Genomic DNA, 15,042 nt, shown 5'->3' on the forward strand with positions numbered 1-15,042 from the left:
CTGCCAGAACGACGCCGGCCGGCGACCTCCACAGGGGAGGTCGCCGGCCGGCGGGGCAGGCGCGAGGCGCCGTCAGCGGCGCATCACCTTGCGGGCCGCCCAGTTGCCGATCAGCTGCAGGGCCTGGACGAAGAGGATCACCACGATCACGGCCATCCAGGTCACCTCGGGCCGGAACCGGTTGTAGCCCTCGACAATGGCGAAGTTGCCGATGCCTCCGCCGCCGATGATGCCGGCCAGCGCCGACATGTCCACAAGGGAGATGATCACGAACGTGTAGCCGAGGATCAGCGGGCCGAGGGCCTCGGGCAGCATCACGGAGGTGACGATCCGCCACCGCGAGGCGCCCATGGCCCGGGCCGCCTCGATCACGCCGGGGTCCAGCGAGACCAGATTCTGCTCCACGATGCGGGCGATGCCGAACGTGGAGGCCCAGATCATGCAGAACACCACGGCGGTGTTGCCGATGCCGGTGCCGACCACGGAGATGGTCAGCGGCTGCAGGGCCGCGATGAGGATGACGAACGGGATGGGGCGGATGAGGTTCACGACGAAGTTCACCACGAGGTTCACCGCGCGGTGCGCGAAGATCCCGCCCGGCCGGGTGGTGTAGAGGACGAAACCGAGGAGCAGTCCGAGCAGCCCGCCGATCAGGAACGCCCAGAACACCATGTAGATGGTGTCGCCCATGGCCATGAGCAGCTCGGGGCCGTAGTAGCCCCAGTCGAGATTCTGGACGTCCTGGATCATCGGTTCCCCACCTCCTGGACGGCGCCGGCGGCCGCCAGCTCACGCACGAACCCCTCGACGGCGGTCGGCTCCCCGGTCAGGGACACCGTCAGCACGCCGTAGGAGGAGTCCTTCGTGGCGGACATACCGCCGTGGACGATCTCGAAGGACACCCCGTGGGCGCCTGCGGAGCCGAGAACGGCGGAGACGGCGGCGGCATCCTTGAGGGACACCATGACGAGCCTTCCGTCCGTGCGTTCGCGGATGCGGGCGATCTCCTCTGCGTTGGGCCGGTCCTTGAGGGCCGTGGTCACGAACGAGGCGGCCTCGTCCGAGTGCTTGGGGTTGGAGAACAGGTCGTAGACCCGGCCCGACTCCACCACCCGACCGGTGTCCATGACGGCCACCCTGTCCGCGATGGAGCGGATGACCTCCATCTCATGGGTGATCGCCACGATGGTGACTCCCAGCTCCTCGTTCACGCGTCGCAGCACGGAGAGGACCTCGGAGGTCGTCGACGGATCGAGGGCGGAGGTCGCCTCGTCTGCGAGGAGGATCTCCGGCTCCGCGGCCAGCGCTCGGGCGATGCCGACGCGCTGCTTCTGTCCGCCGGAGAGCTGCTCGGGGTACTGCTTGGCCTTCGCGGACAGCCCGACGAAGTCGAGCAGCTCGGCCACCCGGGCCTTGCGCTGGCCCGAGGGCCAGCCGGCCGTGGCGAGCGCGTAGTTCACGTTCCCGGCCACGGTGCGGGAGTGCATCAGATTGAACTGCTGGAACACCATGCCGATGCGGGTCCGCAGGGGACGCAGCTTCGCCTCGGAGAGGTGGGACACCTGTTCCCCGAGCACCGTGACGGTGCCCGAGGTCGGCTTCTCCAGACCGTTGATCATGCGGATGAGGGTCGACTTGCCGGCTCCGGAGAAGCCGATCACGCCGAACACCTCCCCCCGGTTCACGGTCAGGGAGACGTCGTCCACGGCCTTGACGGCCCCGTCGCGCCCGTCGAAGACGCGGCTGACGTGGTCGAAGACGATCACCGGCTCGCCCGGGGCGCCCTCGACAGGGCGTCCCGGGCGAGCCTGACCCTGCTCAGGGGTGTGCGATCCTGCCACGGATCAGGCGCCCTGCTTCGCGATGACGTCCTGGTACTGCTTCAGGGTCTCCTCGATCTCCTCGGACTCCAGCTGCACCGGCACCGAGGTGCCCGAGGAGAGCTTGGCGGACTCGTCGAGGACGGCCTGCTCGTGGTACAGGTCGGCGATCTTCTTGTAGGTCTCGTTCTCCAGGTCCTCGCGACGCACCGCGAAGCCGTTGACGAACGGCTTGGCGGAGTCAGCCGAGGGGTCGTCCTTGTAGAGGGCCGTGTTGGTGTCGATCCCGGCGTCGGCGGAGAAGGTGTTGTTGATGACCGCGCCCTGCACGGACTCGAGCGCGTTCACGGTCTGCTGGGCCGCCACCGGCTGGACCTTCACCGTGGAGGCGGCCTCGTCGATGTCGCGGGGCTCGGGGCGAATGGTCTCCTTGTTGAGCGTGAGCAGACCGGCCTCCACCAGCACGTTGATGGCGCGCGCCTGGTTCACGGTGTCGTTCGGGATGGCGACGGTGTCGCCCTTCTGGAACTTGGACACGTCGTCGTACACCTTGGAGTACAGCGGTAGCGGGATGATCTCCGTGGTGCCGATGAGGGTGAGGTCCTTGCCCGCGGACTGGTTGTAGTCGGCCAGGTAGGCGATGTGCTGGAACCAGTTCATGTCGATGTCGCCGTTGTCCAGCGCCGGGTTCGGCTGGGTGTACTCGGTGAAGTTGCGGATCTCGACGTCGATCCCGTGCTTCTCCTTGGCCAGCTTCGCGAGGGCGCGGTGGGTCTCGTTCTCGGACACGACGCCGACGATGACCTTCTGGGAGTCGCCGGAGGCGGACGAGTCCTGGGCCTGCGAGTTGCACGCCGTGAGGGCGAACGCGCCGACGGCGGCCAGGGAGAGGCCGGCGAAGGAGCGGCGGGAGAGGTTCTGGGGCTGAGGCATGGGATGTCTCCTGTGGTGATGATGCCCCCGGGACGCAGGCGCGTCGGCAGGAGCTCGTGCAAGGACGGGGTCCGTCCGGACAGGACGGCGAAGGCGCTGGGCGCGGGGGGCCGGGCGACCGGCGCGGAGTTCCTTTCGACGCTGCTCTTGCCCTGCCTCCAGGCGTCGGGGCGCCCTGGGGGCGTCCACCCGACGGAGACGGGCCGCTTCTCGGTCCAGTACCACCCGTGAACATGGGGTTGGCGAGCGGCTCGTCCTGGGACCACGTGGACCCGCCGGGGCGCATCCGAAAGCCGCTTCTCTTGAAGCTGGTGACGAGCCTAGCGCAGCACCGTCCGCGCCATTCGGCTGATGAGATGCCCATCACATCGACAAGGGCCATGGGCACGTGGAGTACGTCGTCGCACCCGCGCGGCCCGCGTCATGTGTCGTCATGTGACAAACGCCTGCCATCCAGTGGCCGGTGGCACCCTCCCCACCACGACGCCGGCCCGCACCTTCGCGGGAAGGTGCGGGCCGGCGTCGTGGTGGCCTACGGGCGGCGGGGCCCGTCGGTGGCCTCAGGCGGGCGGGGTCAGAAGTTCCAGTCCTCGTCCTCGGTGGCCTCGGCCTTGCCGATCACGTAGGAGGAGCCGGAGCCGGAGAAGAAGTCGTGGTTCTCGTCCGAGTTCGGGGACAGCGCGGAGAGGATGGCCGGGTTCACGTTGGTGGTCTCGGCCGGGAACATGGCCTCGTAGCCGAGGTTCATCAGCGCCTTGTTGGCGTTGTAGTGCAGGAACTTCTTGACGTCCTCGGCCAGGCCCACCGCGTCGTAGAGCGTGTGGGTGTACTCGACCTCGTTCTCGTACAGCTCGAACATGAGCTCGAAGGTGAAGGCCTTGAGCTCCTCGCGCCTCTCCTCCGGCAGCGTCTCGATGTTCCGCTGGTACTTGTACCCGATGTAGTAGCCGTGGACGGCCTCGTCGCGGATGATCAGGCGGATCAGGTCCGCCGTGTTGGTCAGGCGCGCGTGCGAGGACAGGTACATGGGCCAGTAGAAGCCCGAGTAGAAGAGGAAGGACTCCAGCAGGGTGGAGGCGATCTTCTTCTTGTACGGGTCCTGGCCGTCGTAGCGCTCGAGGATCAGCTGGGCCTTGCGCTGCAGGTTCTCGTTCTCCCGGGACCAGCGGAAGGCCTCGTCGATCTCCTTGGTGGAGGCCAGCGTGGAGAAGATCGAGGAGTAGGACTTCGCGTGCACGGACTCCATGAACGCGATGTTCGTCAGGACGGCCTCCTCGTGCTGCGTCATGGCGTCCGGGATGAGGGACACGGCGCCCACGGTGCCCTGGATGGTGTCCAGCAGCGTCAGGCCGGTGAACACGCGCATGGACAGCAGGCGCTCCTCGTCGGTGAGCTGGTTCCAGGACTGGACGTCGTTGGACAGCGGCACCTTCTCGGGCAGCCAGAAGTTGTTCACGAGGCGCTGCCACACCTCGGTGTCCTTCTCGTCCTGGATGCGGTTCCAGTTGATGGCCTCGACGAGGTGGTCGTGGACGGTGGGGCCGTGCTCGGTGGTCGGCTCCTGGATCGCTGTCACGTCAGTTCACGTCCTTCTAGGGTGCGAGATCGGCGAAATCACGCCATTTTCGGGCGCGTCTCAAGGGGAGAGGCGGGCCGCGGTCGGATCCACCATTCTAGGCCGGGACCCGACATCGGCGGTGCCCTTCACCGGCGTGGCGTGAGGTGATCTTCATCGTGGCGAAGACGGCGCGCAGAGCAGCGAGGCGCCCCTGCAGGACAGGGGCGCCTCGGGACGGCCGAGCGCGGCCGCACTTGGTCTCAGCGGACGGCGAACAGGCGGCGGGCCCGCACGAGCACGCCCGCGGCCACCGCGACGCCGGCGAGCAGCCACCACCGGGCATCGTCACCGGTCTGCACCAGCTCCGGCATGCGGTGCTGGTCCTCGGCCTCCTCGGCGTCCCCACCGGCGGGGAGCTCCTCGTCCGAGCTCACGGGGGACGCCGGCGCCGGATCCTCGCCGTGCGGCTCGTCCGCCATGGCGCCGTCCAGGCCCCACTCCGCCAGGAGCGCGGGGTCGGTGACGAGCACGCGGGTAACGTTCTCCACCTCACCGTCCACGAGCAGCTCGATCCGCAGGTCCTCCTGCACCGCGAGCTCAGCCGGGGTCAGATCGGCACAGGGCGTGCGACCCACCACGAGCACCCAGTCGGTGGCCTCGACGAGGGACTCGTCCCACGCGTCGGCGTCGGGGCTGAAGAGGTCGGCGAGGGTGGCCACGAAGGCGTCCCCCACGTATGTGCAGGTGGTGTCCCCGTAGGTCCGCAGGGCCGAGAGCTGATCCTCGGTGAGGTACTCGGCGGGGTCCACGGGCTCATCGGACCAGCCGATCTTCTCGAGCAGCGCCTGCTGCTCCGCGGTGAGCTCGGCCTCAAGATCCTCCTCCAGCAGCGCCCAGATCTCCTCGAGCTGGGCCTCCTCCTCGTCGGTGAGTTCGGGCCACGGGTCCCCCCAGCCGGTCTTCTCCAGCAGCGCCTGCTGCTCGGCGCTGAGCTCGGCCTCGGGGTCCTCTTCCAGGAGCGCCCAGATCTCGTCGAGCGCGTCGATCTCCTCGTCGGTGAGGTCGGCCCACGGGTTGTCCAACCCCGCCTTGGTCAGCAGCGCCTCCTGCTCGGCGGTCAGCGGGGCGTTCGGGTCCTCGTCCCACAGCGCGAAGATCTCGTCGAGCTGAGCCTCCTCCTCGTCGGTGAGCTGAGGCCAGATGTCCTCGACGTCGCCGTCGCCCCACTCCCCCTCCCCTCCGAGGCCGAGGAGGGACCAGAACGGACCGCTCAGCTCGACCTCCTCGCCGTGGCGGTCGACGACGCGCAGCACGACCTCCGGGAACATCTCCTCCGGCGCATCCGACTCGTTCGAGGCGACGGACGGGGTGGACGCGTACGGCGCCGCCGGGGCGGCCTCCGCAGCGTGGGCCGGCAGGGCGCCGAGCCCCACGGTGAGGGACATGCCGAGGACGGCGGCGGCCAGACGGGGCGCGGTGACGGACATGAGGCTTCTCCATTGTTCGAGGAGGGGACTCCGGGCATCCCGGACGTCTGGTCTCGGCACAGTCGCCGGGTGACCTGAGACACAGGATAGACCTTGACGGTGGGGAAGATGGCGTGTCGCGCCCCGGTCGACCTCCCCGTCACCGCCGCGCCCCGGGAACGCGGCGACGCACCCTGCGGAGGGTGCGTCGCCGTCGTCGTGGGGAGGTGAGCGCAGGGCTCAGAGCATGCAGCTCACGCAGCCCTCCACCTCGGTGCCCTCGAGGGCGAGCTGGCGCAGACGGATGTAGTAGATCGTCTTGATGCCCTTCTTCCACGCGTAGATCTGGGCGCGGTTGAGGTCGCGCGTGGTGGCCGTGTCCTTGAAGAACAGGGTCAGGGACAGGCCCTGGTCCACGTGCTGCGTGGCGGCGGCGTACGTGTCGATGATCTTCTCGTAGCCGATCTCATAGGCGTCCTCGTAGTACTCGAGGTTCTCGTTGGAGAGGAACGGCGCCGGGTAGTACACGCGGCCGAGCTTGCCCTCCTTGCGGATCTCGATCTTCGAGGCCACGGGGTGGATCGAGGAGGTCGAGTTGTTGATGTAGGAGATCGAGCCGGTCGGCGGGACGGCCTGCAGGTTGCGGTTGAACAGGCCGTGCTCCTGGACCTTCGCCTTGAGCTCGCGCCAGTCGTCCTGCGTGGGGACGTGGATGCCGGCGTCGGCGAACAGGGCGGCCACGCGCTCGGTGGCGGGCTTCCACTCGGCGTCGGTGTACTTGTCGAAGAACTCCCCGGAGGCGTACTTCGAGTCCTCGAACCCGCCGAACCGCTGCCCCGTCTCCTGGGCGATCAGGTTGGAGGCGCGCAGGGCGTGGAAGAGCACCGTGTAGAAGTAGATGTTCGTGAAGTCGATGCCCTCCTCCGAGCCGTAGTGCACGCGCTCGCGGGCGAGGTAGCCGTGGAGGTTCATCTGGCCCAGGCCGATCGCGTGGGAGCGGTCGTTGCCCTTGGCGATCGACGGCACGGACTGGATGTCCGACATCACGGACACCGCGGTGAGCGCCCGGATCGCGGTCTCCACGGACAGCCCGAAGTCCGGGGAGTCCATGGTCTTGGCGATGTTCATGGAGCCGAGGTTGCAGGAGATGTCCTCGCCCACGTGCTCGTAGGTCAGGTCCTCGTGGTACGTGGAGGCGTCGGAGACCTGCAGGATTTCGGAGCAGAGGTTGGACATGGTGATCCGGCCCTTGATCGGGTTGGCGCGGTTCACGGTGTCCTCGAACACCACGTACGGGTAGCCGGACTCGAACTGGATCTCGGCGAGGGTCTGGAAGAACTCGCGCGCGTTGATCTTGGTCTTCTTGATCCGCGCGTCGTCCACCATCTCGTCGTACTTCTCCGTCACGGAGATCTCGGAGAAGGCCTTGCCGTACACGCGCTCCACGTCGTACGGGGAGAACAGGTACATGTCCTCGTTGCGCTTGGCCAGCTCGAACGTGATGTCCGGGATGACGACGCCGAGCGAGAGGGTCTTGATGCGGATCTTCTCGTCCGCGTTCTCCCGCTTGGTGTCCAGGAAGCGGTGGATGTCCGGGTGGTGCGCGTGCAGGTACACGGCACCGGCGCCCTGGCGCGCGCCCAGCTGGTTGGCGTAGGAGAAGGAGTCCTCGAGCAGCTTCATGACGGGCAGGACGCCGGAGGACTGGTTCTCGATGTGCTTGATGGGCGCGCCCTGCTCACGGATGTTCGTTAGGGACAGGGCCACGCCGCCGCCGCGCTTGGACAGCTGCAGGGCGGAGTTGATGCCGCGGGCGATCGACTCCATGTTGTCCTCGATGCGCAGCAGGAAGCAGGAGACGAGCTCACCGCGCTGCTTCTTGCCCGCGTTGAGGAACGTGGGGGTGGCCGGCTGGAAGCGGCCGGAGATCATCTCGTCCACCAGGTGGGTGGCCATGGCCTGGTCGCCCTGGGCCAGGTGGAGGGCGACGACGGCGACGCGGTCCTCGTAGCGCTCCAGGTAGCGCTGGCCGTCGAACGTCTTGAGCGCGTAGGAGGTGTAGAACTTGAACGCGCCGAGGAAGGTGGGGAAGCGGAACTTCGCCTTGTAGGCGCGGTCGAACGTGGCCCGGACGAACTCGAACGGGTACTGGTCGAACGTCTCCGTCTCGTAGTAGTCGTTCTTCTGCAGGTACTCGAGCTTCTCCTCGAGGTCGTGGAAGAACACCGTGTTGGTGTTCACGTGCTGCAGGAAGTACTGGCGGGCGGCGGCGTGGTCCGCCTCGAACTGGATCCGCCCGTCCGCGCCGTACAGGTTCAGCATGGCGTTGAGCTCGTGGTAGCCCAGGCCCTGCCAGGCCTCGGGCATGGTCTTGGCCTGCTGGATCAGGTCGGCCTCGGTGACGGTCATGGCTGCAGTCCTTCCAGGCGCTCCCGGACGGCGGTGACGTCCTCGGGGGTGCCCATCAGCTCGAATTTGTAGAGGAGGGGGACCTTGCACTTGCGGGCGATGATGTAGCCCGCGGCGCAGTAGTCCTCGTAGAAGTTGGTGTTGCCGGAGGCGAGCACGCCCCGGATCAGCGCCCGGTTGTCCGGGACGTTGAGGAACTTGATCACCTGCTTGGGGACCTCCCCGCCGTCGCTGCCTCCCCCGCCGTAGGTGGGGGTGAGGAGGACGAACGGGGCGGTGGCGCCCAGCGTGGGCTCCCGGGTGATCACGGGAAGGCGCGCGGCCCGCCCCGCGGGCAGGTCGAGCTTCTCGACGAAGCGGTGCGTGTACCCGGAGGCGGAGGAGAAGTAGATCAGTCCCGCGTCCGTGGGGACGAGTCCCTGCGCCTCCGCGCCCCGGACGTGGTTCGGGTCGGCGGTGGCTGCGGTCATCCGGGTGCTCAGGCCACCTGGGTGGCCGCGGCCTCGGCCAGCGCGTCGATCTTGTCCGGGCGGAAGCCAGACCAGGAGTCGGTCTCGGTGACCACGACCGGGGCCTGCATGAAGCCGAGGCCGCGGACGCGCTCGAGGGCCTCGGGGTCCTGGGACATGTCCACGACGTCGTAGGCGATGCCCTTCTTGTCCAGCGCGCGGTAGGTGGCGTTGCACTGGACGCAGGCGGGCTTGGTGTACACGGTGACGGTCATGGCGGGGCGTCCCTCTCGCTGAAGTGGTGGCGGCTGAATCGGCCCGGGGGCCGGGGGAAGTCTGGTGCGACGGGTGTCCACCCGGTGAACGGGAGGAGGCCTCGGTGCGCTGGATCGATACTACATCTGGGTGCCCGGAGGGTGGCTGAGCACTACATATAGTAGTTACACCCATGTGCTTCGAGTTGACATCGCGTCCACACCACGCTCCACAGGCGGGGGTGAATCACAACGGCGTAACCATGCGGGAGACGGTCGGTCGCAGGGACGATGTCCACAGCCGGCGGAGGGTGTGGACGGGGCCGTCCACACCCGGAAAGCGGCTCTCGACGCACCGGACGTCGGCGTGTCCGGGGGTGTCGCGGACACAAGATGTGGGCCGGGCGGGGCGTCGTGGCGCGGAATGCCCCGCCGCCTCCGCCGGTTCCCCTCCCCATGAACAGCTCGGACCACACCCTGACGGTCACCCGCAACGACGACGCCTCCCGCTACGAGCTGCACCGTGTCGAGGAGGACGGCCGCGCCACGCTGCTGGCCGCCCTCGACTACCGGGACAACGGCACCGCCGTGTCCCTCACGCGCGCCTTCACCGTGCCGACCTTCCGCGACCAGGGCCATGCGGCCACGCTGACCGCCGGCGCCGTCGAGGACATCGCCGAGCGCGGCGGGGCGGCCGGCGGCACGACCATCGTGCCCCAGTGCTGGTACGTGGCCGGCTGGTTCGAGGAGCACCCCGAACGGCAGGACCTGCTGGCCCGCGGCTGAGACCCCCCGGCAGGCCGGGCCGCCCCCTCGCCCCGACGGGCCGCGCTCAGCACGTCACTTCATGGCGGGCACCCGACGCACGGCACGCCCGGTCGTCTGGAGTGCGCGAGCCTCCGAGGCGGAGGCGGCGGCGCCGCCCCTCGGCGAAGAGTCCGCGGCCAGCATGGCCATGGCCAGGCGGACGGAGCGTGGGCACAGGCCGGGCTGGCGGCGGCGGGCGGCGGCGCGGGTGCGGGCCATGACGGTCCTCCGTTCTCGAGGGGCGCACCCTGAGGTGCTGCTCACACGCTAGGGACGCACCGGACCCCGGCCCAGCACGGGACGGACACGCTCAGGTGACGATCCCGTCACGGGCCCACACGCCGCGGGGCGGCCAGGGCGATGCCGCCGACGTCGAAGAACTCGGCGTCCAGGCGCGCGCCCATGCCGGCCCAGCCGCCGGCCCGGGACAGCGAGATCGGCAGCATCAGCAGGAACAGGCCCACGAAGACGGACGCGTAGGCGCCCGTCGACGTCGCCGCGAGCATGAGGGTGTAGGCGAGCATCACGACGGAGCACGACGGCGGCGATGATGACGATGTTGAGGGTGGCCATGGGCTCCTCCGAGCGGGATGGGGGGAGCCGGTGCTGACGAGGGTGTTGCACGTCACGTCCGGTGCGCTGAGGGTAAACTCGCGTTGACCTTGAGACAACTCGGGTCCATGCTGGAGGCGACTCTGAAGGAGCCATGAAGTCCCTGCCGCTGCACCCGACCCCGACCACCCCGCAGGTGGGCCGACGCCTCCGCGCGCTGCGTGAGCAGGCGCGGATCTCCCTGGCCGACCTCGCCGCCGTGACGGGGCTGTCCAAGGGCTTCCTCTCGCGCGTCGAACGCGACCTCACCAGCCCCTCGGTGACCTCCCTGGTGGCCGTGTGCCAGGCCCTGGGGACGAGCCCCGGCGATGTCCTGGACGCCCCCGAGGTCACGGTGGTCCGCGGTGGTGAGGCGCCCGCCGTCAGCCTGGGCGGCGAGGGGATCTCGGAGCACCTGCTCTCCCCGCCCGGCCTGCGGCCCCTGCAGGTGATCCGCGCGGAGATCGCCCCCGGCGGGACCGGCGAGGAGGAGCTGTACACCGTGGACTGCGAGGTGGAGTCCGTGCATGTGGTCTCCGGGCGCCTGACGCTGCGCACCGTGGACGGCGCCCACGCCCTGGAGGCCGGGGACACCGCCACGTTCAGCGGGCGGGAGCCGCACTCCTGGCGGAACCCGGACCCCGACTCCCCCGCACACGTCCTCTGGATCCTCGCCGGACGCACCTGACCTCCCCACCCCCGAGCCCCACCCCGACCCCATCGAAGGAGAACGCCATGCTGGAGATCCCCCGCGTCGAGGAGAACGACCGCCTCGGCCCCGTGAACTCGGCCCTCGTGCCCCGCTACGGCGGCGCCCCCACCTACGCCCTGCTGCCCCGCCTGGACGAGGCCGCCGCCCGCGGCCTCGCCCCGGAGATCAAGGTGGTCGGCGTGCCCTTCGACGCCGGCGTGTCCTACCGGCCCGGCGCCCGGTTCGGCTCCGGCCACGTCCGCCAGTCCTCCCGCCTGCTGCGCCCCTACAACCCGGCCACGGACACCTCCCCGTTCGCGCAGGCCCAGGTGGTGGACGCCGGGGACATGGCCGTGAACCCCTTCACCATCGGCGAGGCGATCGAGACGATCCAGCAGGACGCCCTCGACCTCACCGCGGACGGCTCGTCCCTGATGACCATCGGCGGCGACCACACCATCGCCCTGCCGCTGCTGCGCGCCGCCGCCGAGCGCGCCGGCCAGCCCGTGGCCCTGCTGCACTTCGACGCCCACCTGGACACGTGGGACACCTACTTCGGCGCCGAGTACACCCACGGCACCCCGTTCCGCCGCGCCGTGGAGGAGGGCATCCTCGACACCGAGGCCATCTCCCACGTCGGCACCCGCGGCCCGCTGTACGGCAAGAAGGACCTCGACGACGACCACCGCATGGGCTTCGGGATCGTCACCTCCGCGGACGTGTTCCGCAAGGGCGTGGACGAGATCGTGGACCAGCTCCGCACCCGCATCGGCGACCGCCCGCTGTACGTCTCCGTGGACATCGACGTCCTCGACCCGGCCCACGCCCCCGGCACCGGCACCCCGGAGGCCGGCGGGCTGACGTCCCGCGAGCTGCTCGAGATCCTCCGCGGCCTGCGTGGTCTGGACCTCGTGGGCGCCGACGTCGTGGAGGTCGCCCCCGCCTACGACCACGCCGAGCTCACCGGCGTGGCCGCCTCCCACGTGGCCTACGACCTGATCACCCTCATGGCGGACCGCCGCGCCGCCCGCGCCGAGGAGGCCTCAGCATGAGCGACACCGCCGCCACACCCCAGACCGCCGCGCCCGACGCCGCCGCCCCCCGCCGCAACGGCGGTGACCTCGCCGTCGAGACCCTGCACGCCCTCGGGGCGCGCACCGTGTTCGGCATCCCGGGCCAGCACGCCCTGGGCCTGTTCGACGCGCTCTCCCGCTCCCCGTTGGAGTTCGTCTCCAACCGCGTGGAGAACAACGCCGCGTTCGCCGCGGACGGCTACGCCCGCGCCACCGGCGAGGTGGGCGTGCTGTTCCTCTCCACCGGACCCGGCGCCCTGACCTCCCTGGCGGGCCTCCAGGAGGCGTACGCCACGGGCGTGCCCCTGGTGGTGATCGCCTCCCAGATCCCGCTGTCCGGCCTCGGCGCCCGCCGCAAGGGCATGCTCCACCAGCTGGACGACCAGAAGGCCTCCGCCCAGAACGTCACCAAGACCCAGCACACCGTGCACCACGCCTCCGGCATCCCCTCCGCCATCCAGGACGCGTGGGCCGAGGCCGTGACGGTGCCGCAGGGTCCGGTGTGGGTGGAGATCCCCCAGGATGTGCTCCTCGGCGGCGTCGAGGTGCCCCGGGTGCAGGACGCGCTGGCCGTCCCCTACGACCACCCGCCGCGCGCCGAGCTCGTCGACGAGTCGGTCCGCTGGCTGCGGGACGCCGAGCGCGTGGCGATCGTGGCCGGCGGCGGCGTGCGCCGCTCCGGCGAGGCCGCCCAGGAGTCCCTGCGCGAGGTCGCCGAGCTGCTGCAGGCCCCCGTGGTCTGCTCCCCCGGCGGCAACACCGCGTTCCCGTGGGAGCACCCGCTCTCCCTCGGCGGCTGGGTGGAGGACCGCCACGTCACGGACCTGCTCGAGGACGCCGAGGTGCTGCTCGTCGTCGGCTCCGCCCTGGGCGAGGTCACCTCCAACTACTTCACCCTCGAGCCCCGGGGCCGGCTCATCCAGATTGACGCCGAGCCGCGCGTCCTCGAGACCAACCACCCCACGCTCGGCGTGCGGGCCGACGCCGGCCAGGCCCTGGCCGCGCTCGTGGACGCGCTGCGGGCGGACGAGACCGCCCGGCCCGCGGAGCGCCCGTGGCACGGCCGCACCTCCGCGGACGTGGTGGCGGAGGTCAACGCCAAGGTCACCGCGCGCCTGGACGCGCAGGACCTCGGCCGCGAGCGCCGCCTCATGGCGGACATTCGCGCCGCCGTCCCCACGGACATGCAGACCTTCTGGGACATGACCATCGCCGCGTACTGGGGATGGAACTGCTGGGACGCCCAGGAGGGCGAGTTCCACTCGGCCCAGGGCGCCGGCGGGCTGGGCTACGGCTTCCCCGCGGCGTTCGGCGCGTCCGTGGGCCTGGCCTCGGCCGGGCGCGACGCGCGGGTGCTCGCCGTGGCCGGCGACGGCTCGGCGATGTACTCGATCGCCGAGCTCGCCGCGGCCCGCCAGCACGACGCGGACGTCACCTGGCTGATCGTCGACGACGGCGGCTACGGCATCCTCCGCGAGTACATGGAGGGCACGTTCGGCCAGGCCACCGCCACCGAGCTGGCCCGCCCGGACTTCGCCGCGCTCGCCGAGTCCTTCGGCGTGCCCGCCGAGACCGTGGAGGTCGAGCAGGTGGGCGAGGCGCTCGCCCGCGCCCTCGCCGGCTCCGGCCCCAACGTCGTCGTCGTGCGCACCCTGCTGCGCATGTGGGCGCCCAGTCACCTCGAGGAGGCCGTCCCCGTGGATGACGCCGGCCTCGACCCCGCCGAGACCACCCGACCGGAAGGACCCACGGCATGAGCACCCTCGTCCCCGCCGGCGCCCGCGCCCACCTGGCCCGCCGCGCCACCACCGTCCGGCAGTCGGCCGTGCGCGACGTCTTCGACATCGCGATGGACCCGGACCTCGTCTCCCTCGCCGGCGGCAACCCGTGGCTGTCCGGCCTGCCGCTCGAGGAGCTCGGCGCCACCGCGCAGCGGCTGATCGCGCAACAGGGGACCGCGTCCCTGCAGTACGGCCCCGGCCAGGGCCTGGCGTCCATGCGCGCGGCGGCCTGCACCGTGATGGCCGCGGACGGCATCCCGGACGCGGACCCCGAGCTGGTCGTCATCACCCCCGGCTCCCAGGCCGCGATCGACACCGCGTGCCGCGCCTTCGCGGACCCGGGCGACGTCGTCGTGGTGGAGGACCCCACCTTCGTGGGTGCGCTGACCTCGTTCCAGACCTGGGAGCTCGCCGCCGTGGCCACCCCCACGGACGAGCACGGCCTGGTGCCCGAGGAGCTGGACGCCACGCTCACGCGCCTGGCCGCGGAGGGCCGCCGCGTGGCGTTCCTCTACACGATCCCCTCCTTCGCCAACCCCTCGGGCCTGCTGCTGCCGGCCGAGCGCCGCGAGCGCGTGGCGGAGGTCTGCGCGCGGCACGACGTCCTGATCGTGGAGGACAACCCGTACGGGCAGATCGCGTTCGACGGGGAGCCGGTGGCCCCGATCGCCGCCGCGCACCGGGACCGCACCGTGTACCTGGGGACGATGTCCAAGATCTTCTCCCCCGGCGTGCGCGTGGGCTGGGCCCTGGTGCCGGAGGCGCTGCACCGCGAGTTCTACCTGTGCGCCGAGTCCGCGTTCATCCACGCCTCCACCACGTCGCAGATGCTCGCGACGGCGTTCGTCACCGAGTTCGACTGGCAGGGCCATGTCCGCGAGGTCACGGGCCTGTACCGGGCGCGCGCGGCCGCGCTGCAGGACGCGCTCACCGAGCACTGGGACCCCGCCTTCGAGTACACGCCCCCGGCCGGCGGGTTCTTCCTGTGGGGCTCGCTGCCGGCGGGGGTCGACACCGTGGAGCTGATGCGGGAGGGCATCGCCGCCGGTGCGGTGTTCGTGCCCGGCGCGGCGTTCACGCCGGTGGAGGGCGTGCACTCCACCCTGCGCCTGGCCTACTCGTTCGTGGACGAGGAGACCCTCGTGGAGGGCGTGCGGCGGCTGGCGCCCGTGGTCGACGGGGCGGTCGCCGGGCGCGGCTGAGCCCCGCC

Annotated in this window: 15 protein-coding genes; 5 read left to right on the plus strand and 10 right to left on the minus strand. The window is 70.4% G+C overall.

Going from position 1 to position 15,042, the window contains the following annotated elements; all coding sequences use genetic code 11:
- Nucleotides 1-72: 72 nt before the first annotated feature.
- The 8 genes from BJ976_RS05785 to nrdH form a co-directional block, all read right to left on the minus strand.
- Nucleotides 73-750, minus strand: coding sequence for a methionine ABC transporter permease (locus BJ976_RS05785; protein WP_135027797.1), 678 nt, complete (start codon nt 748-750; stop codon nt 73-75).
- Entirely contained in the window at nt 747-1,841 is a 1,095-nt protein-coding gene (locus BJ976_RS05790; protein WP_135027800.1) for a methionine ABC transporter ATP-binding protein, read from the minus strand. Before BJ976_RS05790 ends, BJ976_RS05785 begins: the two co-directional genes overlap by 4 nt.
- Before the next feature lie 3 nt (nt 1,842-1,844).
- Nucleotides 1,845-2,753 (minus strand): MetQ/NlpA family ABC transporter substrate-binding protein, encoded by a 909-nt coding sequence (locus BJ976_RS05795; RefSeq protein WP_135027803.1) that lies wholly within the window; start codon nt 2,751-2,753, stop codon nt 1,845-1,847.
- Between the two features lie 574 nt (nt 2,754-3,327).
- The gene (gene nrdF / locus BJ976_RS05800; RefSeq protein ID WP_135028496.1) at nt 3,328-4,320 is read right to left on the minus strand and encodes a class 1b ribonucleoside-diphosphate reductase subunit beta; all 993 of its coding nucleotides are present in this window, start codon (nt 4,318-4,320) and stop codon (nt 3,328-3,330) included.
- A 251-nt stretch (nt 4,321-4,571) separates the two neighbouring features.
- Nucleotides 4,572-5,798 carry a hypothetical protein gene (locus tag BJ976_RS05805; RefSeq protein WP_135027806.1) on the minus strand — a complete coding sequence of 409 codons (1,227 nt, stop codon included), beginning with the start codon at nt 5,796-5,798 and terminating at the stop codon, nt 4,572-4,574.
- 219 nt (nt 5,799-6,017) lie between these two features.
- A complete protein-coding gene (nrdE, locus tag BJ976_RS05810; protein WP_135027809.1) occupies nt 6,018-8,186 on the minus strand; it encodes a class 1b ribonucleoside-diphosphate reductase subunit alpha in 2,169 nt (722 codons plus the stop codon).
- A complete protein-coding gene (gene nrdI, locus BJ976_RS05815) occupies nt 8,183-8,656 on the minus strand; it encodes a class Ib ribonucleoside-diphosphate reductase assembly flavoprotein NrdI (RefSeq protein WP_135027812.1) in 474 nt (157 codons plus the stop codon). The genes nrdE and nrdI overlap by 4 nt, the downstream gene beginning before the upstream one ends.
- A gap of 8 nt (nt 8,657-8,664) precedes the next feature.
- Nucleotides 8,665-8,910 carry a glutaredoxin-like protein NrdH gene (gene nrdH, locus BJ976_RS05820; protein ID WP_135027815.1) on the minus strand — a complete coding sequence of 82 codons (246 nt, stop codon included), beginning with the start codon at nt 8,908-8,910 and terminating at the stop codon, nt 8,665-8,667.
- A gap of 435 nt (nt 8,911-9,345) precedes the next feature.
- Here nrdH and BJ976_RS05825 point away from each other — a divergent pair, with 435 nt between their 5' ends.
- Complete coding sequence (locus BJ976_RS05825) at nt 9,346-9,675, plus strand: GNAT family N-acetyltransferase (RefSeq protein WP_135027818.1); 330 nt, start codon at nt 9,346-9,348, stop codon at nt 9,673-9,675.
- Nucleotides 9,676-9,729: 54 nt separating this feature from the next.
- Here BJ976_RS05825 and BJ976_RS05830 read toward each other — a convergent pair whose 3' ends face one another.
- Nucleotides 9,730-9,915 carry a hypothetical protein gene (locus BJ976_RS05830; RefSeq protein ID WP_135027821.1) on the minus strand — a complete coding sequence of 62 codons (186 nt, stop codon included), beginning with the start codon at nt 9,913-9,915 and terminating at the stop codon, nt 9,730-9,732.
- Between the two features lie 107 nt (nt 9,916-10,022).
- Nucleotides 10,023-10,220 (minus strand): hypothetical protein, encoded by a 198-nt coding sequence (locus BJ976_RS05835; RefSeq protein ID WP_376698712.1) that lies wholly within the window; start codon nt 10,218-10,220, stop codon nt 10,023-10,025.
- A gap of 182 nt (nt 10,221-10,402) precedes the next feature.
- Between BJ976_RS05835 and BJ976_RS05840 the strand changes: the two genes are divergently transcribed.
- From BJ976_RS05840 to BJ976_RS05855, 4 genes are read left to right on the plus strand one after another with little or no spacing between them, the layout of a single operon-like run.
- Nucleotides 10,403-10,975, plus strand: a complete 573-nt coding sequence (locus BJ976_RS05840; RefSeq protein ID WP_135027824.1) for a helix-turn-helix domain-containing protein — start codon at nt 10,403-10,405, stop codon at nt 10,973-10,975.
- A 47-nt stretch (nt 10,976-11,022) separates the two neighbouring features.
- A complete protein-coding gene (speB, locus tag BJ976_RS05845) occupies nt 11,023-12,030 on the plus strand; it encodes an agmatinase (protein WP_135027827.1) in 1,008 nt (335 codons plus the stop codon).
- Nucleotides 12,027-13,808 carry a thiamine pyrophosphate-binding protein gene (locus BJ976_RS05850; RefSeq protein ID WP_135027830.1) on the plus strand — a complete coding sequence of 594 codons (1,782 nt, stop codon included), beginning with the start codon at nt 12,027-12,029 and terminating at the stop codon, nt 13,806-13,808. The genes speB and BJ976_RS05850 overlap by 4 nt, the downstream gene beginning before the upstream one ends.
- A complete protein-coding gene (locus BJ976_RS05855) occupies nt 13,805-15,034 on the plus strand; it encodes an aminotransferase-like domain-containing protein (protein WP_135027833.1) in 1,230 nt (409 codons plus the stop codon). Before BJ976_RS05850 ends, BJ976_RS05855 begins: the two co-directional genes overlap by 4 nt.
- Nucleotides 15,035-15,042: the final 8 nt, after the last annotated feature.

The organism is Micrococcus flavus (assembly GCF_014204815.1).
Lineage (GTDB): Bacteria > Actinomycetota > Actinomycetes > Actinomycetales > Micrococcaceae > Micrococcus > Micrococcus flavus.

Bases quoted from the DNA above. Each gene is read 5' to 3' on its own strand.
- BJ976_RS05785 (WP_135027797.1), bottom strand. From the start codon at position 750: ATGATCCAGGACGTCCAGAATCTCGACTGGGGCTACTACGGCCCCGAG.
- BJ976_RS05795 (WP_135027803.1), bottom strand. From the start codon at position 2,753: ATGCCTCAGCCCCAGAACCTCTCCCGCCGCTCCTTCGCCGGCCTCTCC.
- BJ976_RS05805 (WP_135027806.1), bottom strand. From the start codon at position 5,798: ATGTCCGTCACCGCGCCCCGTCTGGCCGCCGCCGTCCTCGGCATGTCC.
- nrdE (WP_135027809.1), bottom strand. From the start codon at position 8,186: ATGACCGTCACCGAGGCCGACCTGATCCAGCAGGCCAAGACCATGCCC.
- nrdI (WP_135027812.1), bottom strand. From the start codon at position 8,656: ATGACCGCAGCCACCGCCGACCCGAACCACGTCCGGGGCGCGGAGGCG.
- nrdH (WP_135027815.1), bottom strand. From the start codon at position 8,910: ATGACCGTCACCGTGTACACCAAGCCCGCCTGCGTCCAGTGCAACGCC.
- BJ976_RS05825 (WP_135027818.1), top strand. From the start codon at position 9,346: ATGAACAGCTCGGACCACACCCTGACGGTCACCCGCAACGACGACGCC.
- BJ976_RS05830 (WP_135027821.1), bottom strand. From the start codon at position 9,915: ATGGCCCGCACCCGCGCCGCCGCCCGCCGCCGCCAGCCCGGCCTGTGC.
- BJ976_RS05835 (WP_376698712.1), bottom strand. From the start codon at position 10,220: ATGCTCGCCTACACCCTCATGCTCGCGGCGACGTCGACGGGCGCCTAC.
- BJ976_RS05840 (WP_135027824.1), top strand. From the start codon at position 10,403: ATGAAGTCCCTGCCGCTGCACCCGACCCCGACCACCCCGCAGGTGGGC.
- speB (WP_135027827.1), top strand. From the start codon at position 11,023: ATGCTGGAGATCCCCCGCGTCGAGGAGAACGACCGCCTCGGCCCCGTG.
- BJ976_RS05850 (WP_135027830.1), top strand. From the start codon at position 12,027: ATGAGCGACACCGCCGCCACACCCCAGACCGCCGCGCCCGACGCCGCC.
- BJ976_RS05855 (WP_135027833.1), top strand. From the start codon at position 13,805: ATGAGCACCCTCGTCCCCGCCGGCGCCCGCGCCCACCTGGCCCGCCGC.